The organism is Litchfieldella rifensis, assembly GCF_042646605.1.
Classification (GTDB): Bacteria; Pseudomonadota; Gammaproteobacteria; order Pseudomonadales; family Halomonadaceae; genus Litchfieldella; species Litchfieldella rifensis.
The window spans coordinates 58,432-79,626 of record NZ_JBHRUG010000017.1; the positions used below are offsets into that span (position 1 = coordinate 58,432).

General features: G+C 62.2%; 18 protein-coding genes. 15 read left to right on the forward strand and 3 right to left on the reverse strand.

Going from position 1 to position 21,195, the window contains the following annotated elements:
* Positions 1–47: 47 nt before the first annotated feature.
* From ACFOEV_RS07370 to ACFOEV_RS07395, 6 genes are all read left to right on the forward strand, one after another.
* Positions 48–1,718 carry an AMP-binding protein gene (locus ACFOEV_RS07370; RefSeq protein ID WP_386772491.1) on the forward strand — a complete coding sequence of 557 codons (1,671 nt, stop codon included), beginning with the start codon at positions 48–50 and terminating at the stop codon, positions 1,716–1,718.
* Between the two features lie 282 nt (positions 1,719–2,000).
* A complete protein-coding gene (hrpA, locus tag ACFOEV_RS07375; RefSeq protein WP_386772492.1) occupies positions 2,001–5,993 on the forward strand; it encodes an ATP-dependent RNA helicase HrpA in 3,993 nt (1,330 codons plus the stop codon).
* Between the two features lie 63 nt (positions 5,994–6,056).
* Complete coding sequence (locus tag ACFOEV_RS07380; RefSeq protein ID WP_386772493.1) at positions 6,057–7,178, forward strand: beta-ketoacyl-ACP synthase III; 1,122 nt, start codon at positions 6,057–6,059, stop codon at positions 7,176–7,178.
* Between the two features lie 32 nt (positions 7,179–7,210).
* Positions 7,211–7,981 carry an MlaA family lipoprotein gene (locus ACFOEV_RS07385; protein WP_386772494.1) on the forward strand — a complete coding sequence of 257 codons (771 nt, stop codon included), beginning with the start codon at positions 7,211–7,213 and terminating at the stop codon, positions 7,979–7,981.
* An 18-nt stretch (positions 7,982–7,999) separates the two neighbouring features.
* Positions 8,000–9,196, forward strand: a complete 1,197-nt coding sequence (locus ACFOEV_RS07390) for a PP2C family protein-serine/threonine phosphatase (protein ID WP_386772495.1) — start codon at positions 8,000–8,002, stop codon at positions 9,194–9,196.
* The gene (locus tag ACFOEV_RS07395; RefSeq protein ID WP_386772496.1) at positions 9,183–9,689 is read left to right on the forward strand and encodes an STAS domain-containing protein; all 507 of its coding nucleotides are present in this window, start codon (positions 9,183–9,185) and stop codon (positions 9,687–9,689) included. Before ACFOEV_RS07390 ends, ACFOEV_RS07395 begins: the two co-directional genes overlap by 14 nt.
* Before the next feature lie 31 nt (positions 9,690–9,720).
* On the opposite strand, the gene tal is transcribed toward ACFOEV_RS07395, so the two are convergent.
* Positions 9,721–10,659, reverse strand: coding sequence for a transaldolase (gene tal / locus ACFOEV_RS07400; protein ID WP_386772497.1), 939 nt, complete (start codon positions 10,657–10,659; stop codon positions 9,721–9,723).
* Positions 10,660–10,843: 184 nt separating this feature from the next.
* On the opposite strand from tal, the gene ACFOEV_RS07405 reads away from it, so the two are divergent.
* From ACFOEV_RS07405 to pstB, 5 genes are all read left to right on the forward strand, one after another.
* Positions 10,844–12,028: a Bcr/CflA family multidrug efflux MFS transporter gene (locus ACFOEV_RS07405; RefSeq protein ID WP_386772498.1), complete on the forward strand. Its 1,185-nt coding sequence runs from the start codon at positions 10,844–10,846 to the stop codon at positions 12,026–12,028.
* A gap of 122 nt (positions 12,029–12,150) precedes the next feature.
* Complete coding sequence (locus ACFOEV_RS07410) at positions 12,151–13,164, forward strand: PstS family phosphate ABC transporter substrate-binding protein (RefSeq protein WP_386772499.1); 1,014 nt, start codon at positions 12,151–12,153, stop codon at positions 13,162–13,164.
* Positions 13,165–13,263: 99 nt separating this feature from the next.
* Positions 13,264–14,520 carry a phosphate ABC transporter permease subunit PstC gene (pstC, locus tag ACFOEV_RS07415; protein WP_386772500.1) on the forward strand — a complete coding sequence of 419 codons (1,257 nt, stop codon included), beginning with the start codon at positions 13,264–13,266 and terminating at the stop codon, positions 14,518–14,520.
* Between the two features lie 24 nt (positions 14,521–14,544).
* A complete protein-coding gene (gene pstA, locus ACFOEV_RS07420; RefSeq protein WP_386772501.1) occupies positions 14,545–15,711 on the forward strand; it encodes a phosphate ABC transporter permease PstA in 1,167 nt (388 codons plus the stop codon).
* Between the two features lie 70 nt (positions 15,712–15,781).
* Positions 15,782–16,591 carry a phosphate ABC transporter ATP-binding protein PstB gene (gene pstB, locus ACFOEV_RS07425; RefSeq protein WP_386772502.1) on the forward strand — a complete coding sequence of 270 codons (810 nt, stop codon included), beginning with the start codon at positions 15,782–15,784 and terminating at the stop codon, positions 16,589–16,591.
* 127 nt (positions 16,592–16,718) lie between these two features.
* On the opposite strand, the gene ACFOEV_RS07430 is transcribed toward pstB, so the two are convergent.
* Both ACFOEV_RS07430 and ACFOEV_RS07435 read right to left on the reverse strand, forming a co-directional pair.
* Complete coding sequence (locus ACFOEV_RS07430; RefSeq protein ID WP_386772503.1) at positions 16,719–17,174, reverse strand: hypothetical protein; 456 nt, start codon at positions 17,172–17,174, stop codon at positions 16,719–16,721.
* Positions 17,167–17,550, reverse strand: coding sequence for an ArsR/SmtB family transcription factor (locus ACFOEV_RS07435; RefSeq protein ID WP_386772504.1), 384 nt, complete (start codon positions 17,548–17,550; stop codon positions 17,167–17,169). The genes ACFOEV_RS07430 and ACFOEV_RS07435 overlap by 8 nt, the downstream gene beginning before the upstream one ends.
* A 297-nt stretch (positions 17,551–17,847) precedes the next feature.
* On the opposite strand from ACFOEV_RS07435, the gene ACFOEV_RS07440 reads away from it, so the two are divergent.
* The 4 genes from ACFOEV_RS07440 (at position 17,848) to ACFOEV_RS07455 (ending at position 21,186) form a co-directional block, all read left to right on the forward strand.
* Positions 17,848–18,864 carry an ArsJ-associated glyceraldehyde-3-phosphate dehydrogenase gene (locus ACFOEV_RS07440; RefSeq protein WP_386772505.1) on the forward strand — a complete coding sequence of 339 codons (1,017 nt, stop codon included), beginning with the start codon at positions 17,848–17,850 and terminating at the stop codon, positions 18,862–18,864.
* Positions 18,857–20,086 (forward strand): organoarsenical effux MFS transporter ArsJ, encoded by a 1,230-nt coding sequence (gene arsJ, locus ACFOEV_RS07445; RefSeq protein ID WP_386772506.1) that lies wholly within the window; start codon positions 18,857–18,859, stop codon positions 20,084–20,086. Before ACFOEV_RS07440 ends, arsJ begins: the two co-directional genes overlap by 8 nt.
* Positions 20,087–20,464: 378 nt before the next feature.
* Positions 20,465–20,863 (forward strand): fluoride efflux transporter CrcB, encoded by a 399-nt coding sequence (gene crcB / locus ACFOEV_RS07450; RefSeq protein WP_386772507.1) that lies wholly within the window; start codon positions 20,465–20,467, stop codon positions 20,861–20,863.
* On the forward strand, positions 20,860–21,186 hold the full coding sequence (locus ACFOEV_RS07455) for a DUF190 domain-containing protein (protein WP_386772508.1): 327 nt from the start codon (positions 20,860–20,862) through the stop codon (positions 21,184–21,186). Before crcB ends, ACFOEV_RS07455 begins: the two co-directional genes overlap by 4 nt.
* The last annotated feature ends 9 nt before the right edge of the window (positions 21,187–21,195 follow it).

A 21,195-nucleotide genomic window follows, 5' to 3' on the forward strand; every position in this document is an offset into this window, starting at 1 on the left:
AAGAACAAAGGTCGACGGTACAGTCGCCACTATGCGGAGATCAACCTATGAGCGAGCACGCCACCGCCGCGATCCTCACCGGCCAACCCCTTGAAGGACTCGATGACTATGCTTCGGTGATGGATGTCTTTCGGGCGTCGATCGCACGCTTCGCCGACAAGCCGGCCTTTTCCTGCATGGGCCAGACGCTGAACTATAGGGATCTCGATCGTCTTTCCAAGGATTTTGCGGCCTGGTTGCAGAACGAAACGAGTCTCGAACCAGGGGATCGCATCGCCATCCAACTGCCTAATGTGCTGCAGTTTCCGGTGGCAGTATTTGGTGCGATGCGCGCCGGCCTGGTGGTGGTCAATACCAATCCGCTCTACACCGAGCGAGAGATGGCCCATCAGTTCAAGGATTCCGGGGCCAAGGCGATCCTGATTCTGGCCAATATGGCCGACAAGCTGGAGAGAGTCCTCGAGCGTACCGATATCAAGTACGTGCTGGTCACCGAACTGGGCGACATGCACGGGTTCCCCAAGCGGCAGTTGATCAATGCCGTGGTCAAACACGTCAAGAAAATGGTGCCGAAATTCTCGTTGCCCATGGCAATGAGCTTCCGTGAGACTTTGCGCCGGGGGCGTTCATTGAGCTGCGAGGATGTCGTTCGCGAGGCCGAGGATATCGCCGCCCTGCAGTACACGGGGGGGACCACCGGCGTGTCCAAGGGAACCATGCTCACCCATCGCAACCTGGTCGCCAACATGCTGCAGGCCCGCGCCGCCATCGGCCCGGGGTTGACCGATGGTGGCGAGACGATCATTGCGCCGTTGCCGGTTTATCATATCTATACCTTCACCGTGAATTGCCTGTTCATGATGGAAACCGGTAATCACTCGATCCTGATCACCAACCCGCGTGATCTGGATAACTTCGTCAAGGAGCTCAAGAAACAGCCATTCACCGGTTTCATCGGTCTGAATACCCTGTTCAATGCCTTGTGCAATCGCGACGACTTCAAGCAGCTCGACTTCTCGCGCCTCAAGCTGACCATTTCCGGTGGCATGGCGTTGACCAAGGCCGTTGCCCAACGCTGGGAGGAGATCACCGGCTGCCCCGTTGCCGAGGGCTACGGCATGACCGAGACCTCGCCGATCGTCACCTTCAACCCCATCGATGCCATTCAACTCGGCACTATCGGCAAGCCGGTGGCCGGCACCTCGCTGAAGGTCATCGATGCCGAAGGCAATGACCTGCCGCTGGGCGAGGCAGGCGAGCTGTGCGTCAAGGGGCCGCAGGTGATGAAGGGCTATTGGAACCTGCCGGAAGAGACCGCCAAGACGCTGGATGACGAGGGTTGGGTGCGTACCGGCGATATCGCCGTGCTGCAGGAAGATGGCTATGTGCGGATCGTCGACCGCAAGAAGGACATGATCATCGTCTCCGGCTTCAACGTCTATCCCAACGAGATCGAGGACGTGGTGACCGGGCATCCGGACGTGGTCGAAGCCGCGGCGGTGGGGGTTTCCGACGACGGCACCGGCGAAGCGATCAAGCTGTTCGTGGTGTCGCGCAACCAGGACCTGGATGCGGAGACGCTGCGTGACTGGTGCAAGAGGGAGTTGACCGGCTACAAGGTGCCGAAGTTCATCGAGTTCCGTGACGAGCTGCCCAAGACCAATGTCGGCAAGGTATTGCGCCGCGAACTGCGTGACAGCCAGGGAAACACTGAATAAATGCCTGCGCTCCTCAATCGCTGCGTTGCGCGGTGCCGAAGCGTCGGACCGGCGGAATCCTCACATATACCCCATATGCTCCGGTTCCTGTGCTCCGTGCGCCTTGCGCTTGAGCATGCTCGTCGATTTCTTCAGCGCTTCCCTAAGAGCAGGGCGAAGCCTGAACGGTGCTTTGATAGAGGCCGTCTTTATTAGGCACGGCCTGTCACCTGGCGTTACAATGATCTGCCCGTTCCGGGAGCTACGGAGCGGGCAGGTTTCGTTGATCGTGAAGAGGATCTCTTGAGCACCACCACTCGCGCCCACCCCGCTACCGAACTATCGCAACTCGATGCCCTGCAGGGGCGTCTGGGCGATTGCCTGGCGCGTGATGCCCGCGAGTTCGAGCGGCGCCTGGCGGGTCTTAGACGGCGGGCCCGAGAGGGCAAGCCGGTGGACCGTGGCGTGGCCGAGATCGAACGCCGCCTGGCGGCATCCAGCGCTGCACTGGCGCGTCGCCGGGCATTGCCGGTGAAGCTGGAATACCCTCCTGAGCTGCCCGTCGCCGAACGTCGCGAGGATATCCTGGCGGCGCTGCGTGACCACCAGGTGGTGGTGGTGGCCGGTGAAACCGGTTCGGGCAAGACTACCCAGTTGCCCAAGCTGTGTCTGGAGCTCGGTCTTGGACGGCGTGGCCTGATCGGCCATACCCAGCCACGGCGACTGGCGGCACGCTCGGTCGCTTCCCGCCTGGCCGAGGAACTCGCGGTGCCGCTGGGCGAGCAGGTCGGCTATCAGGTGCGCTTCACCGATCAGACGGGGGAGAATTCCCTGGTCAAGCTGATGACCGATGGGATCCTGTTGGCCGAGACCCAGCAGGATCCGGATCTGTCCCGCTACGAGGCGATCATCATCGATGAGGCGCACGAGCGTAGCCTCAATATCGACTTCCTGCTCGGTTACCTGAAGCGCCTTACCGCGCGCCGTGCCGATCTCAAGATCCTCATCACCTCGGCGACCATCGATGTAGAGCGCTTCGCGGAACACTTCGGTACTCCCCGAGCCCCCGCGCCGGTGGTGCAGGTGACCGGGCGTACCTATCCGGTGGAGGTGCGCTATCGGCCGCTGCTGCGTGAAGCCGCCGATGAGGACGACCGCACCCTGCAGGAGGGCATCCTCCACGCCGTGGAGGAGATCGCGGCCATCGAGCGAGAGAAGCGCTGGTTCCATGGCCCCCGCGACGTGCTGATCTTTCTGCCCGGCGAGCGGGAGATCCGCGAGACCGCCGATACCCTGCGCCGGGCCGACTTGAAGAGCACCGAGATCCTGCCGCTCTACGCCCGGCTGTCGAATGCCGAGCAGAATCGTGTCTTCCAGCCGCATGCGGGGCGTCGCATCGTGCTCGCCACCAATGTCGCCGAGACCTCGCTGACGGTACCGGGGATCCGCTATGTCATCGATCCGGGCCTGGTGCGCATCAGCCGCTACAGCTACCGGGCCAAGGTCCAGCGCCTGCCTATCGAACCGGTCAGCCAGGCCAGTGCCGACCAGCGCAAGGGGCGCTGTGGGCGTGTCGCCGAAGGGGTGTGCGTACGCCTCTACAGCGAGGACGATTTCCTGGCGCGACCGGCCTTCACCGAGCCGGAAATCCAGCGTACCAACCTGGCCTCGGTGATCCTCTCGATGCTGTCCTTGAAGCTCGGCGATATCGAGGACTTCCCCTTCATCGACGCGCCGGATGCGCGCTTCATCAAGGATGGTTTTCGGCTGCTGTTCGAGTTGGGTGCGGTCGACGAACGCAACGGCTTGACGGCAACCGGTCGTCGCCTGGCACGGCTGCCCATCGACCCGCGTCTGGCGCGCATGGTGCTGGCCGGCGCCGAAAACGGCAGCCTGCGTGAGGTACTGATCGTGGTGTCGGCGCTGGCCGTACAGGACCCACGCGAACGACCGGCCGAGAAGCGCCAGGCCGCCGATCAGGCGCACAAGCGTTGGGACGATCCGGATTCCGATTTCGTCGCCTGGCTGAACCTGTGGCACGGCTTCGAGGCGGCACGCGAGGAGCTTTCCGGCAACCAGCTCCGCCGCTGGTGTCGCGAGCACTACCTCAACTACCTGCGCCTGCGCGAGTGGCACGATACCTTCCGCCAGCTCCGGCAACTGCTGCGCGAGATGGAGATACCGGTGCCGCCGGCATCGTTGCCGCAGGAAGGGGAGGACGACGAGGAGCAGGCGCACCAGCGGCGCGAGAACGCCGTCAAGCTGCATCAGGCACTATTGACGGGCCTGCTGTCGAACCTGGGCCAGTTGATCGAGAATCGCGAGTACCTGGGGGCACGCAACCGCAAGTTCCTGATCCATCCTGGCTCGGGGCTGGCCAAGAAGACGCCCAAGTGGGTGATGGCCGGCGAACTGGTCGAGACCTCGCGGCTGTTCGCCCGCCAGGTCGCGCGCATTCAGCCGCAATGGGTAGAGCCGCTGGCCGGGCATCTGGTCAAGCGTTCCTATAGCGAACCGCATTGGGAGATGAAACGCGCCCAGGTGGTCGCCTTCGAGCAGGTCACCCTGTTCGGCTTGCCGATCGTCGTCCGGCGCAAGGTGCATTATGGGCCGATCGCCCCCGAGGAGGCCCGGGAACTGTTCATTCGTCGTGCCCTGGTGGAAGGTGAATATCGCACCCAGGCCGAGTTCTTCAGCCATAACCGGGCCCTGATCGAGGAGGTCGAGGATCTCGAGGACCGAGCCCGCAAGCGCGACATCCTGGTCGACGAGGAGACGTTGTTCGATTTCTACGACCAGCGCCTGCCTCGGGACATCATCAATGGCAAGGGCTTCGAGCGCTGGCGTAAGCAGGCCGAGGCCGAGAACCCCGATATTCTCAAGTTCGATCGCGCGGCCCTGATGGCGCGTGAAGCCGAGGACGTGACGGCCGCCCAGTATCCGGACGAACTGGTACTGAATGGCGTACGCTATCCGCTGTCCTATCATTTCCAGCCCGGTGCTTCCGACGACGGTGTCACCCTGACGGTACCCGCGGCGATGCTCTCGCAGTTGCCGGTGGCGCGTCTCGACTGGCTGGTACCGGGGTTGTTGCGCGAGAAATGCATTGCCCTGCTCAAGTCGCTGCCCAAGTCGGTGCGGCGGCAGGTGGTGCCGATTCCCGACTGGGTCGATGCCGCGCTCGAGCGCCTGGTACCCGATGACGTGCCCCTGACCGCGGCATTGGGCGAATTCCTGCGCGTCAAGACCGGGTTGCGTCTGGGGCCGGACGACTGGCGGGAGGATCTGCTCGAGCCGCATCTGCGCATGAACCTGCGGGTCGTGGATCACGATGGCCAGCCGCTGGGCGAGGGGCGCGATCCGGTCGAGCTCGAGCGGCGTTTCGCCCAGGCCGCCAGTGCCGGCGCGAGGGCCTTGAGCGAGGAGGTTGTGGCCGAACGACGACTCGACGATCTCCCTGCGGCCGGCCTGCCGGAATCGCGGGTCACCACCCAGGCAGGCATTCGTGTCGAGGCCTATCCGGCACTGACCGAGGCCGGAGACAGCCTGGTGGTGGAGCTTTTCGATCATCCGGACAAGGCGCGTGAGGCGCATCGTCAAGGCATCAAGCGCCTGGCGATGGATCGCTTGCCGGACCAGGTGCGCCTGCTGCAACGCCTACCGGGACTCGAGCGTTGTGCATTGCTGTTCACCAAGGTCGGCAGCAAGCGCCAGCTCGTCGACGATGTGGTCGAAGCCGTGTTTCTCCAAGTGGTGGCTACCGATCCCTTGCCTCGCACGCCACAGGCACTTCGCGAACGGCTCGATGAGCGGCGCGCCGATCTGGTGCCGCATGGCGAAGCGTTGGTGGTGACACTGGAGCAGGCCCTCAAGGGGCATCTGGCAGTGACCAAGGCGTTGAAAGGCAATCTGAGCTTCGCTCTGGCGCTGGTATACAGTGATCTCAAGGCCCAGATGGAACGGCTGGTACACCCGGGGTTTGTCGCCGAGGCAGGGCCTTGGCTCGAGCATTACCCGCGTTACATGGAGGCGGCGGCGATTCGTCTGGAAAAAGCCCCGCGCGAGCGCATGCGCGACCAGATGCTGATGCAGGAGGTCCAGGATTTCGAAACTCGCCTCGCCGAGCGACGCGAGGCGAGCCGTCGTGCCGGTCTGGAAGACCCGCGACTGGTGGAATTCGGCTGGTGGATCGAGGAATTGCGAGTCTCGTTGTTCGCGCAGCAACTCGGCACCTTGATGCCGGTATCCAGCAAGCGCCTGGAAAAGCGTTGGGCGGAGATCACTGGCCGGCACTGAAGCGGCCCCAAAGGCTGCCGATACAGGATTCAAGGCGGGAACCAACCGCCGCTGGGAGAGACTATGACACATGCGCTGATTACCGGCACTGGGCTCTACACGCCGGAGCACGTCATCGACAACGATGCCCTGGTGGCATCGTTCAATACCTGGGTGGATGCCGAGAACACCCGGCATGCCTCGGCCATCGCCGCCGGTGAGCGTGAACCGCTGGAGTATTCCAGTACCGAGTTCATCGTCAAGGCGTCGGGTATCCACAGCCGGTATGTGCTGGATGCCGCAGGTATCCTCGATCCCGCACGCATGCGCCCTCGGTTGCCCGAGCGGGGCAACGACGAGCTGTCGATCCAGGGCGAGATGGGGCTCTCGGCCGCACGCGAGGCACTGGATGCCGCCGCTGTCGCCGCCAAGGATATCGAGCTGGTGATCGTTGCCTGCTCCAACCATGAGCGCCCCTATCCGGCAGTAGCCGTGGAGTTGCAGGCGGCATTGGGCGCCGGTGGCTATGCGTTCGACATGAACGTGGCCTGTAGTTCGGCGACTTTTGCCATCGACACCGCTGCCAACGCGATTCGCGCGGGCAGCGTGAGACGGGCCCTCATCGTCAGCCCCGAGATCTGCTCGGCCCATCTCAATTTTCGCGACCGCGATAGTCATTTCATCTTTGGCGATGCCTGTACGGCCGTCGTCATCGAAGCCGGCGATCTCGCTACGGCGGCGTCGCGCTTCGAGATCCTGGGTACGCGCCTGATCACTCGTTACTCCAATGCCATTCGCAACAATGCCGGGTTCCTCAATCGTGTCACCGACGCCGATCCTCTGGCGCAGGACAAGCTGTTCGTCCAGGAGGGGCGCCGGGTGTTCAAGGAGGTCTGCCCGATGGTGGCGACCTTGATCGGTGACCACCTCGACAGCCTGGGACTGTCCGGCCAGGAGCTGTCGCGGCTTTGGTTGCATCAGGCCAACCGGCATATGAACGACCTGATCGCGCGACGTGTGCTGGGAACGGAGCCGGCACCCTTGCAGGCGCCGATCATCCTGGATCGCTATGCCAACACCAGCTCGGCGGGGTCGATCATTGCTTTCCATCTGCATCGTGACGACCTGACATCTGGCCAGCTTGGGGTGGTGTGTTCCTTCGGTGCTGGGTACAGTGCCGGCAACGTCGTTGTACGCAAGGCGTGACTCAACGGGATCATGGGGAAAGGGTGAGCTTGATGAATGGCAAGGGAAGGCATAGTGGCGTGTCGGTGCTCGTCACCAAGTGGCTGGTGGTGACGCTGGTCTTGATGATACTGGCAGGCTGCGCCAGTCAGCAAAACGTGGAACCCAATCCCGAGGATCCTTGGGAAGGATTCAACCGCCGTGTCTTTGCCTTCAACGAGGCCATCGACCGCGTGGCACTCAAGCCCCTGGCCCAAGGCTATGACGCCATCACGCCGCAACCCGTGCAGACCGGAGTGGGAAACTTCTTTTCCAACCTCGGTGAAGTCCGTACCGTGCTCAATAGTCTGTTGCAGGGCAAGCCGAACAATGCCGGTGTCGCGGCCGGGCGTTTCGTGATCAATACCACGATCGGGATCGGGGGCTTGTGGGATGTCGCCACCGGCATAGAGGTTACCGGGCGGGAAGAGGACTTTGGGCAGACGCTGGGGGTATGGGGCGTTGGAGAGGGCCCTTATCTGGTGCTGCCGCTGCTGGGGCCGAGCACCGTTCGCGATACGACCGGTCTGCCGCTGGACATGTACACTTATCCGTTGACTTATGTCGAGGACGACGAGGTGCGTTACGCTCTCACCGCCTTACGTATGATCGATAGACGTGCGAGCTTCCTCGAGCAGGAGGAGCTGATCCGTGGCGATCGCTACAGCTTCATCCGCGATGCTTATTTGCAACGACGGCGCTTCGAGGTCAGCGATGGAGAGTTGGGGGAGGATCCCTTCGCCAGCGATGAATTTGACTTCGATGATGACGCTTTTGCCGAGTGAGGCAGGAGGCAGATGGCCATGGCCAGTTCACGTGTGCTGATCGGTGTGCTAGACCAACCGGGACGCGAGCGCGATGCGCTGGCCGACGTCATCGCCAAGGGCAAGTTTGCGGTGGTGGCTGCCGAGCGTGCCGAGGACCTTCCCGACGACACTTCACTGATCGTGGCTCATGCACGGGCGGTTCCCAGCCAGGAATGGCCGGCTCTCACGGCACGCGTGCCGGCCCTGGTGGTCAGTGACTCGCGCCTCGATGGCGATCTGCTGAAGGCAGTGGATGCCGGCCTGGTGGATTACATCATCGAGCCGTTGAAGCATGGCGATATCTTGCGCCGCATGATCGCCAAGGTCATCGAGAACCGACACCTGGCCGAGGAGCATGCTCGTGACCGTGAGCGGCTCGCCGAACTCAACGAAAGCCTGGAAACCCATCTGGCAATGCTGCGTCTCGACCAGCAGGCGGGAGGCCACATCCAGCGCAAGATGTTGCCACCACGGCCACAGACGTTCGCCGGTGTGACCTGTGACTACTGGCTGGCCCCGTCATTGTACCTGTCGGGCGACTTTCTCGATTTTCAACGCTTCGACGACGACTACAGCGTGTTCTATTTCGCCGATGTCTCGGGCCATGGGGCCTCGTCGGCGTTTGTGACGGTATTGCTCAAGTATCTGTGCAACCGCTGGTTGTCCGAATGGGATGGCAAGGATCCCGAGCGTTTGCCCTCACGCTGGCTAAGTGAACTCAATCGTGAACTCCTCGATACCGGTATCGGCAAGCATGCCACGCTGTTCGTGGGAGTCATCGACCACGAGGAGCGTCGTTTGCACTATTCGCTGGGGGCGCAACTACCCATGCCCCTGCTGGTCGCGAACGGCGAGGCCCGCGTGCTTGAAGGCGAGGGAATGCCAGTTGGACTGTTCCCGGGAGTGGAGTATCCTAGCCTTAGTTGTGCACTGCCGCAGAACTTCCGTTTATGGCTGTGTTCGGATGGAGTATTGGAGTGTCTACCGGGCGATACGCTCGACATTCGGCTCAAGGAACTCGAGCGTCTCGTGCGGGCCAGTGACAGTGTAACCGCACTGCGAGGGAAGTTAGCGCTTGGTGATGTTCCCGATAGTGACGAGGATGCCGTTGCCAGGCATGCACCGGGTCTGGATGAACTCCCGGATGACTTGACGATCATGACGTTGAGCGGATTTGACGATGATAATGCATGAAGGGCGATTGCAAGCGGCGTTCGACTCCGGTGTTTTCGTGCTCAAGTTATGCGGTGATGTGCGCTTGACGCTCTGTGCGACGCTGGACAGCCAGGCCCAAAGCCTGGCCAATACCCCGGGCCTGAAGGCAGTGATGATCGATCTGCGCGAGGCGACCAATATCGACTCCACGGCATTGGGATTTCTTGCCAAGGTGGCCATGGCGGTGCGCGGGCGCTTGGAGCAGCCGCCGACCATCGTGGCCGACCATCCCGACGTGCAGCGCATGCTCGATGTGATGGGCTTCTCCCATTACTTCACTCTGGTCGAAGCACCACTTACCGAGCCCGGGGAACTGAACGACTTGCCCCAGGTGGAAGCCGACGAGGCGGGCATGCAACAGCGCATTCTCGAGGCTCACCGCATCCTGATGCGGATGAACGAGCACAACCGCGAGGAGTTTCAGCCGTTGGTGGAGTTGCTCGAGGCCCAGCAGCACGACCCGGTACAGTGACCGGGCCGTAGCTATTCACGAGGGCTGCACTTCAGCGACGCAGTTCGCCCAACAGGGTTTCCAGTCGGCGTTGATCCGCCATGAACTTGCGAATGCCTTCGGCCAGCTTCTCGGTGGCCATGGCATCTTCGTTCAGTTCCCAACGAAATTCGCCTTCGTCGTACGGCTCCGGCGGCGACGTCTCGGCATCCACCGCCGCCGATAAGCGGCGCGGCAATGCCCCCCGATCGTCGGCCAGCTCGGCCAGCAGCGTGGGGGAGATGGTCAGCCGATCGCAGCCGGCCAGGGCCTCGATCTCGCCACAATTGCGAAAACTCGCCCCCATCACGATCGTCTTGTAGCCGTGCCCCTTGTAATGCTCGTAGATGCGCTGCACCGATTGCACGCCGGGATCGTTGTCGCCGCTGAAGTCGGCATCCGGCGCCTGGGCCCGGTGCCAATCGAGGATACGACCGACGAAGGGCGAGATCAGGGTGACCCCGGCATCGGCACAGGCCTGGGCCTGGGTAAAGCCGAACAGCAGGGTGAGGTTGGTGTGGATGCCTTCGCGCTCGAGCCGTTCGGCGGCACGGATCCCTTCCCAGGTCGCGGCGACCTTGATCAGGATTCTGTCCCGGTCGACGCCATGGCGTGCGTAACGCTCGATCAGCGAATGCGCGCGGGCGATACTGGCCTCGGTATCGAACGATAGCCGTGCGCTGATCTCGGTCGACACGTATCCCGGCACCAGCTCACTGATTTCGCTGCCAATCTCGACGGCAACGGCATCCACCGCGTCGTTGATGTCGGTGCTGTGGCGGGCCAGTTCGGCAAGCCGCGCACGGCGGCCTTCCTGTTGTGCTGCCTGCAGGATCAACGAGGGATTGGTGGTGGCATCGGTAGGCTGGAAGCGACGAATCGCGTCGATATCGCCGGTGTCGGCGACCACCGTGGTCATTGCCTTGAGCTGGGTCAGTTTGTCCTGGGCCATGGGCGTCCTGTGCTGGTCATGGGGGAGAAGAGTGCCCACTTTATCAAGGTCGCGAGACGCTGGGTATCAGGCAGGGTGGGGAGAGCCTGTCTGCAAGGGGAAGGCGATATCTGCTACCGATGATGAAATCGGGTATCATTAGCGTCCTATCTTTTCCCCGTTCTTGACAAGCAAGGAGGCCGTCTTGACGCTCAATGCCCGCCGCGTCGCGTTGCTGGTGGCTGCCAACACGGCGCTGGCACCCTTCGCCATCGATGCCTATCTGCCGGCGATGCCCGCACTGGCGCAGTCGATCGGGGCCAGCATTCACCACACCGAACTGTCGATCAGCGTCTTCCTGTTTGGCTTCGCCATCGGTCAATTGACCTGCGGCCCCTTGTCCGACCGCCTGGGACGCAAGCCAGTACTGCTCGGCGGGCTGACGGTCTTTCTGGTTGCCAGTCTGGCGATCACTCAGGTGGAAAGCCTCTATACGTTGTGGACGTGGCGCTTCGTGCAGGCGCTGGGCGGCGGGGCCTGCGTGGTCAACTCGGCAGCCATCGTGCGCGACTGCTTCAGCGGTCGCGAGGCCGCCAAGGTGATGTCGACCATGGCGATGATCATGATGCTGGCGCCGCTGGCGGCCCCCGCCATAGGCAGCGGATTGCTGTACCTGGCGGACTGGTGGCTGATCTTCGTCTTCCTGGCCTGCTATGCGCTGTTCCTGATGTGGCTGCTGGGCATCCACCTGCCCGAAACCCGCAGCCCAGACCAGCCAGCGGCCTCGCCGCGACAGGTCGTGGCCAACTACTTGAGTGTCTTTCGTCATCGCGAGGCCATGGGCTATATCTGTGCCACGGCGATGTCGTTCGCCGGCCTGTTCGCTTTCGTCACCGCTTCGCCGTTCCTCTATATCGAACACTTCGGCTTGTCGCCGGCCATGTACCCCGTGGTGTTCGGGGTCAACGTATTGGTCATGGCCTCGTCCAATCGCGTCAATATCTGGCTGCTGCGCAAACGCAGCCCACAGCAGAACCTGCGCCTGGGGCTGGGGGTGCAACTGGTGGCTGCCAGTGGGCTGGTGCTGGCGGTGATGACCGGGCTCGAATCGCTGTGGACCTTCGTGCCGTTGATCATGATGTTCACCAGCATGATCGGGCTGATCACCCCCAATGCGATCTCCTCCTTGCTGGATCATTTCAGCCACATGAGTGCTACAGCCACGGCTCTGCTGGGTAGCATCCAGTTTTCCTGCGGTGCGCTGGCCGGGGTATTGGTCGGGGCCTTCGAGATCGACAGTGCCTGGCCGACCGTGCTGACCATGCTGATGGTGGCGGTGCTGAGCAATGTGGGAGTGCGCCTACTGGCGGGCAAGGTGCTGCATGGCTGAGTGGCTGGGGCATGGGGATTACTGTTCTGACACGATGTTACGACTGTCATGAAGTTGTCATTTTCGTGCGGCATCTTGTGTCTCGCGAAGGTTGAACACTCTCATCGACAGGAGTTACCCGCATGAACCGCATCCTCAAGACCACTGCTATCGCTGCCGCTGTCATGAGCGTGGCGGGAGTCGCCCAGGCACGTGACCAGATCCGTATCGTCGGCTCCAGCACCGTCTACCCCTTTGCCAGCTACGTAGCCGAGGAATTTGGCGCGACTACCGACTATCCGACCCCGGTCATCGAGTCGACCGGTTCAGGTGGTGGCCTGCGCCTGTTCTGTAACGGCGCTGGTGATGACACGCCGGATATCACCAACGCTTCGCGCCGCATGAAGCCCTCCGAGTTCGAGCGTTGCGCAGAGAACGGCGTGACCGATATCACCGAAGCTTTCATCGGCTATGACGGCATCGCCTTCGCCCAGTCCAACACCAACGAGCCGATGGACGTCACGCGCGAGCAGATCTTCCTGGCCCTGGCCGCCCAGGTGCCCCAGAACGGCGAGCTGGTCGACAACCCCTATACCCGCTGGAGCGAGATCGACGCCTCGCTGCCGGATCGCGAGATCGCCGTCTATGGCCCGCCCACCACGTCCGGTACCCGGGATGCCTTCGAGGAGCTGGTCATGGAAGCCGTCTCCGAGGACATGGAAGCCTACGGCGGCGAGGGTTACACCAACATCCGCGCCGATGGCGCCTACATCGACGCCGGTGAGAACGACAACCTGATCGTTCAGCGCCTGTCCGAGAACACCAATGCTTTCGGTATCTTCGGCTACTCCTTCCTGGAAGAGAACGACGATTCCCTGAGCGGTGCCAGCATCGATGGCGTCGAGCCGACCCCCGAAGCCATCGGTAGCGGTGAGTACCCGGTGTCTCGCTCCCTGTTCTTCTACCTGAAGAATCAGCACGGCGACGACGTGCCGGCGATGTACGAGTACGCCAACATGTTCATGAGCGAGCAGATGGTCGGTGAGCTGGGTTATCTCAAGGGCATCGGTCTGATCCCGGCCCCGGAGGAGATGCGTGAGGAAGCACGCAACGCCGTCGAGAGCAAGGAACGGCTCGAACTGTCCGACCTGCAGTGAGGTGAGCTCGACGCATGATGTGGCCGGCAGCCCTGGGTTGCCGGCCTGCTTACGTTCCGGCCCGTCGATGAGCCGGGTGATGACTTCCGAGAGTTTCCTATGCAGACCAACCAACTTCTCCTGCTGTTCAGTGGCGTCCTGTTGCTGCTGGGTCTGATAGCCTTCTTCATGGGGCGGGCCAAGGCGGCACGGGTACGTGCCACCGGCACCGCCATGTATGCCCAGCCCGATCAGTACGCCTGGTTCATGGTGCTGGCTACTGCCGGTCCCGCGGTGGCGGTGGGGGCGGTGGGGGCCTTCGCGATGTTGCTGTTGGGCGCCGAGATTCCCACGCTGTACCTGCTGGCCGGCAGCCTGGTGGTGGCCGCCGCCGGCTTGATGGTCGGCATGGCTCAAGTCCGGGCCGACTTCCACGCACGCCAGGCCATCGAGCGAGTGATTCGTTTCCTCCTGGCCGGGGCGGCACTGATTTCCATTTTCACCACCTTCGGGATCCTGTTCTCGATCGTCTCCGAGGCCGTGCGCTTCTTCCAGATGCACAGTTTCTGGGACTTCATCACCGGTACCACCTGGAACCCCGGCGCCAGCTTCCTGGCAGCCGCCGGGCGCGCCGAAGACGCAGGCAGCACCGCCCAATTCGGGTCGGTGCCGCTGTTTGCCGGCACCTTCATGATCACCCTGGTCGCCATGCTGGTGGCGATCCCCATCGGCCTGATGTCGGCGATCTACATGTCGGAATTCGCGCCTGCCAAGGTGCGCACGCTGGCCAAGCCGGTGCTGGAGGTGCTGGCCGGGATTCCTACCGTGGTCTATGGGTTCTTCGCCGCCATCACCGTTGCCCCCATCATCGTTGCCATCGCCGGCGCCGTGGGCCTGGAAGCCTCGTTCAACAATGCGCTGGCGCCGGGGATCGTGATGGGCATCATGATCATCCCGTTCATCTCCTCGCTGTCCGATGACGTCATCAATGCCGTTCCCGACAGCATGCGCCAGGGGGCGCTGGCACTGGGCATGACCAAGGGCGAGACCATCAAGCACGTGGTGGTGCCGGCGGCACTGCCGGGGATCATTTCCGCCTCGCTGCTGGCGGTGTCGCGAGCGCTGGGCGAGACCATGATCGTGGTCATGGCGGCCGGCATGCGCCCCAATCTCACCGCCAACCCGCTGGAAGACATGACCACGGTGACGGTGCGCATTGTCGCCGCCTTGACCGGCGACCAGGAGTTCGAGAGCGCCGAGACATTGTCGGCCTTTGCCCTGGGGCTGGTGCTGTTCGCGGTCACCCTGACGCTCAATCTGGTGTCGGTGATCATGATTCGCCGCTTCCGTGAGAAGTATCGCTCCAACAATTTGTGACATCGATCGAGGTCAACAACGCATATGAGTCAATCCTTCGATGAGATCAGCGCGCAGTTGCGGCGGCGTCATCGCAAGTCTGCTCGCCTGAAATGGATGTCGATGGGGGCCCTGGGGCTGGCAGGGCTGTTCCTGGTGCTGTTTTTCGCCGACATGCTGGGCAAGGGGTTGCCGGCCTTTCAGCAGGCCCAGATCAAGGTCGAGGTCACCTATAGCGAGCAGTCGCAGCAGTTGCCGTTGGCAGCGATCGACGCAGACGTCAGGGAGTTGGTCAGTCGTGGCTGGCTGCGTACCTTGCCCATGAAGATGCGCGACAACCCCGAGCTGCTGGGCACCACCAGAACCGAATGGGTACTGGCCGATGGCCAGGTCGACCAGTACCTCAAGGGCCACTATACGCGCCTGGACGATGACGAGAAGGCGGCGGTCGATGCGCTTGCCGAAGCGGGGCGGGCCGAGCTCAAGTTCAATACGACGTTCTTCTCGCGCGGCGATTCCAAGATGCCGGAGCTTGCCGGGATCATGTCGGCGGCGATGGGGACCGTGATGACGTTGCTGGTGACCCTGGCCGTTGCTTTCCCGATCGGCGTGATGACCGCGGTCTATCTCGAGGAATTCGCGCCTGATAACCGTGCCACGCAGCTTATCGAAATCAATATCAACAACCTGGCCGCGATCCCCTCGATCCTGTTCGGTCTGTTGGGCCTGGCGATCTTCATCAACTTCTTTGGCGTGCCGCGCTCCTCGCCGCTGGTGGGTGGCCTGACACTGGCGCTGATGACGTTGCCGGTCATCATCATCGCCACCCGCACGGCACTACGCAGCGTGCCCGACAGCATTCGTCATGCGGCCTTCGGTGTCGGCTGTTCGCGCTGGCAGGTGGTACGCGACCATGTGTTGCCGCTGGCGCTGCCGGGCATCATGACCGGCTCGATCATCGGCCTGGCTCAAGCCATGGGGGAAACCGCCCCCCTGATCATTGTCGGCATGGTGGCCTTCATTCCGGATATTTCGGCTTCCGTGACCGATGCCGCCACGGTGTTGCCGGCGCAGATCTTCACCTGGGCAGGGGAGCCGGATCGCGCCTTCGTCGAGAAGACCGCCGGCGGCATCCTGGTGCTGTTGAGCGTCTTGATCACCCTGAACGCCACCGCCGTGGTGTTACGCAAGAAATTCGAACGTCGCTGGTAGTAGACTACTGGCGCAAGCAACAGGATACGTCGCTATGGATATGAAAGTTGCTGAACGGGGGGTGTCGCCCATGTCCAGTCAAGCCATCGGCCAGCCGGTGACTCGCAACGAGGAGGCGAATCATGACCTGAGCGTCCGCGTGCGTGATCTCAACCTCTGGTATGGTCAGTCCCAGGCACTGAAAGGCATCAACATCGATGTCTTCCAGAAGAACGTTACCGCGCTGATCGGTCCTTCCGGGTGTGGCAAATCGACCTTCCTGCGCTGCCTCAACCGCATGAACGACCTGATTCGCGGTGTGCGCATTCAGGGCCTGGTGGAAATGGACGGACGCGACGTCAACGCAACCAAGATGGATGAGGTGGCGCTGCGCCGTCGGGTGGGGATGGTCTTTCAGAAGCCGAACCCCTTCCCCAAGTCGATCTACGAGAATGTCGCCTATGCGCCGCGCATGCACGACCTGGTGGGTCGCAAGGCAGAGCAGGACGAACTGGTCGAGAAGGCTCTCAGGGATGCCGGGTTGTGGAACGAGGTGAAGGACAAGCTGCATCAGCCGGGCACTTCGTTGTCCGGGGGGCAACAACAACGCCTGTGTATCGCCCGCGCCATCGCCGTACAGCCCGACGTGATCCTGATGGACGAGCCGACCTCGGCGCTGGACCCGATCTCCACGGCGACCATCGAAGACCTGATGGACAAGCTCAAGAAGCAGTTCACCATCATCACCGTGACCCACAACATGCAGCAGGCCGCGCGAGTCGCCGATTACACGGCGTTTTTTCACCTGGGGGAAATCATCGAATACAACGATACCAAGACGATGTTCTCCAACCCGTATACCAAGAAGGCGGAAGATTACATCACCGGGCGTTACGGTTGATTGCCCGTCACGCTAGGGGAAGCGGACCCCGCTTCCCCTAGCCGTCCTGATGGCCGGTGCGCAGTCATGGGTGAAGCCCGCCCCGCTCGCGGCTGCGTGCTGATGGTGGTCATGCGTTTGTTGTCGCCTATGCGGTACGTGTCGCTTTACTGGGCAGATACCGGTCTAGCCCCCATAGCAGAATGCCGAACAACAGGTGTGGTAGCGCGGATGCCGGGATCAATTGGGGGCCGATGGCCAGCCCGGCGACTCCCCATCCCACGATGGGAAAGAACACCACCAGGATCACCAGCCAAAGCACGAATGCCAGGGCCAGTGCGCTGAGTAGGTTGCGGCGGGGGAAGTAACGCACGAAAACCACCGACCAGAACGTGACATAGACCGTATGGAAGAGCAGGCCTACCGGCATGGGCAGGGGGCGTCCCAGAAGGGTCTCGGCAAAGGCCAGCGAAGGTGGCTTGGGAAAGGGCGCGATACCGGCCCTGAGCAATATCGCCATGATGAACGCCGTGATGAGGGAAACGGCGATGCCAACTCCTATGGCGCGTGGCCAGGATCCTCTGCTTCGTTGCACTTCAATCATGATCGGCTCCTTCTTCGGTATACGAAGAGCTTGGTGGGAGTACCGGGCCGCCGTCATTCGATGGGCAGCGTGGGCCGCATGATCCCAAGGCTTCCGTGCAGCAGGCACCGACCAGGTGATCCACCAGGTCCAGCAGATCGTCGAATACGGCGTGATAGATCATGAACTGTCTTTCGCGGTGAGACTGGACCAGTCCAGCAAGGGCCAGTTTCTGTAAATGGAAGGTCAAGGCATTCGGGGAAACGTCCAGGGCGTCACTGAGTTTGCCAGCCGGCAAGCCGGCAGGGCCGGCCGCGACCAACTGCCGGATGGCAGCCAGACGTACCGGATGGGCAAGAGCAGAGAGTTTCTTGGCGGCGAGGTCGTCATTGGTCATGTTTCAATAATAGTTGAATTCAATATTTCACGTAAAGTTGAAATAAGGTGTTATTACCCAACATCAGCCGGAACTGGCCGATTGGCAGTAACGGTGAGACTCGCAAGAGTGAAGAATTGGTGACATGGAATTGACATCTTTTGCTATTATATATGCTAATTCATATATATGGCTTAGGGGATGCGAATGGCCAAGAAGCACGCTGCAGGAGATTCGTAATCGGGTCCAGTTATGGCTGCATGTGCAGGATCGTAAGGATATCCAGCACTGATCATTACTTCATCGACAGGAGATGACATGGCGGTACGTATCGGCATCAACGGCTTCGGGCGTATCGGGCGGCTGGCCTTGCGCAGCCTGTGGACGACCATCGAGAGCGGCACGGCCGAGATCTCGCATATCAACGACCCGGGTGGCGATGCGGCGACCTTCGCCCATCTGCTGGAATTCGACTCGGTGCATGGCCATTGGTCGCCGGGGCAGGGCATTCATGCCGAAGATGCTGCGCTCGTCGTCGATGGCCGGCGAATGGCATTCAGTGCCAACCGCAGCATCGACGACAGCGACTGGTCGGGCTGCGACGTGGTGATCGAGGCGTCGGGCAAGATGACGGCTCGGGCCAAGCTCCAGGCCTATCTCGACCAGGGAGTGGCGAGGGTCGTCGTTTCGGCACCGATCAAGGAGGAGGGCGTGCTCAACGTGGTGATGGGCGTCAACGACGACGCCTATGACCCGGAGATCCATCGCATCGTCACCGCCGCGAGCTGCACCACCAATTGCCTGGCGCCGCCGGTCAAGGTCATCCACGAGACCTTCGGCATCCGCCATGGCTCGATGACCACGGTGCACGACATCACCAATACCCAGTCGATCCTCGATGCACCCCACAAGGACCTGCGCCGGGCGCGCGCCTGCGGCATGAGCCTGATTCCCACCACCACCGGCTCGGCCAAGGCGATCACGGCGATCTTTCCCGAACTGACCGGCAAGCTGAACGGCCATGCCGTACGCGTGCCGTTGGCCAATGCCTCGCTCACCGATATGGTCTTCGAGCTCGAGCGCGCGGTTACGGTCGACGAGGTCAACGCCGCGTTGAAGGCCGCTGCCGAAGGGCCGCTGGCGGGGATCCTGGGGTATGAAGAGCGTCCGCTGGTCTCCATCGACTACCGTACCGATCCACGCAGTTCGATCATCGATGCGCCGTCGACCATGGTCGTCAATGGCACCCAGCTCAAGCTCTATGCCTGGTACGACAACGAGTGGGGCTATGCCAACCGCACCGTGGAACTGGCACTGAAGGTGGGCCGTGGCTGACGGGCTGTCGCTTTCCGCACGCCTCAGGCAGTTGCCCTTCGAGGTGCGCCAGTATCTGCTGATCACCGGCAACTACTGGGCCTTCACCCTGACCGACGGCGCCCTGCGCATGCTGGTGGTGCTGCACTTTCACCAGCTCGGCTATTCGCCGCTGGAAGTGGCCATGCTGTTCCTCTTCTACGAGGCCTTCGGTGTGGTCACCAACCTGGTGGGGGGCTGGCTGGGGGCGCGGCTAGGCCTCAATCGCACCATGAATGCGGGGCTGGCACTGCAGATAGTGGCGCTTGCAATGCTGATGGTGCCGGCTGCGGCCTTGACCGTGCCCTGGGTGATGGCGGCCCAGGCGCTGTCGGGGATCGCCAAGGACCTCAACAAGATGAGCGCCAAGAGCGCGGTCAAGGTGCTGGTGCCCAAGGAGAGCGCCAATGCCCAGAGTGCGCTGTTCCGCTGGGTGGCATTGCTGACCGGCTCGAAGAACGCCCTCAAGGGGACGGGGTTCTTCGTCGGCGGCCTGTTGTTGACGTTGATCGGCTTCCGCGGGGCGGTGATCGCCATGGCGCTGATGCTCCTCGGCGTGCTGGGGCTTTCGCTATGGCGGCTGCGCGCTGACCTGGGGCGCCAGAAGCAGAAGCCCAAGTTCCGCGAGGTGTTCTCATCGTCGCGGGCGGTCAACGTATTGTCGGCGGCGCGGCTGTGCCTGTTTGCTTCCCGTGACGTGTGGTTCGTGGTCGCGCTGCCGGTGTTTCTCTACGACCTGCATGGTTGGAGCCATTGGACCGTTGGTGGCCTGCTGGCGGTCTGGGTGATCGGCTACGGCGGTGTGCAGACTCAGGCGCCGTATCTGACACGCCTGGTGAAGGGCGATGCGCGTGCCGTCACCGTGGGCTGGGCGTTGGCCCTGGCCGGCCTGCCGGTGTTGCTGGCCCTGTTGCCGCTGGAGGCGGTCGGTTGGCTGGTGGTGGGGCTGCTGGTCTTCGGGGTGCTGTTCGCGATCAATTCCAGTTGGCATAGCTACCTGATCGTGCATTATGCCCGCGCCGAAGGTGTGTCGATGGATGTCGGCTTCTACTACATGGCCAACGCCATGGGGCGGCTGCTGGGCACAATACTGTCGGGGTGGTTGTACCAGGTGCAGGGCCTGAGTGCCTGTCTGTGGGTGTCGGCGGCATTGGTGGCACTGAGCGCCATGATGGCGCTGGCCTTGCCGCGCCAGGCCGCCTGACATCGCAAACCTCTCTATCATCTTGCCCCTCGGCACCACCCGTACACTGGGTTGGGCGCCGCATCGATGACTCCGCTGTCGATTCGTCGCCGAGACAGGACCTCGGATGAACCGCCAGCCTTCGCACAGCGGTGGGTGTCGGCATTCAGGTACCTCTACATCGCTCGCTGGTTGACGCGCTTCGAGACTTCCTCGGCGCTCTCCTTGCATCATCCGGAATATATGAGTGAAGGCATATGCGGACTTCCATATGTTAACAATCCTGATGATGACATATGTCCCCCGGCCGGTCCCGCAGGATGGGGGAATTGTGCTCGTATCTTGAAGCGAGCCTTGGCCAGTGATAAACAAACCTTTCGACACAAGGACGACGCCCTGATGTGGTTATCGATACTCGCTGTCAGCGCTGGAGCTGTGCTGGGAGCCAATTTGCGCTGGTGGCTGGGCGTATGGCTGAACGCCTTGTTCCCCTCCATCCCCCCCGGCACCCTGGTGGCCAACTGGCTGGGGGCCTGGGCAATCGGGTTGGCCATAGCCCTTTTTGCCCATCTTCCACAGCTTGCGCCCGAGTGGCGTCTGTTCATGGTGACCGGATTTCTGGGGGCGCTGACCACGTTTTCCACCTTCTCGGCCGAGATCTTCACCAGCATTCAGTCGGAGAGATGGGGCATGGCACTTGTGGGGATCGGGCTGCACCTGGGGGGCTCGCTGCTGATGACGGGCCTTGGTGTCGTCACCTTCGCGGGGCTCAGGGCATTGATGGGAGTCGTCAAATGAAAACGCTGCAAGCCGGTTACGAAGTGATTTTCATGGCGCCGCAGTCGCGTCGCCACAAGGGAAAACGCGCCACCGATGCGGTGGTCGAATGCGCCCGTGCCCTGGGCATCCGACGCATGACTCGTCGCCTCGACGTCGAAGGGGCCGGTGAGAACGGACATCTGCATTCCGCTCACTTCTTCGAGCTCGACGACCAGCCGGTCGAATTGATGTACGTCCTTGAGGATGACCTCGCTGAACGCCTGATCGACGCCGTCGATCAGGCGGGGATACCGGTCTTCTGCCTGCGCCGGCGGGTCGAATACGGGCATCTGGGAAACTAGTTGCCCGAA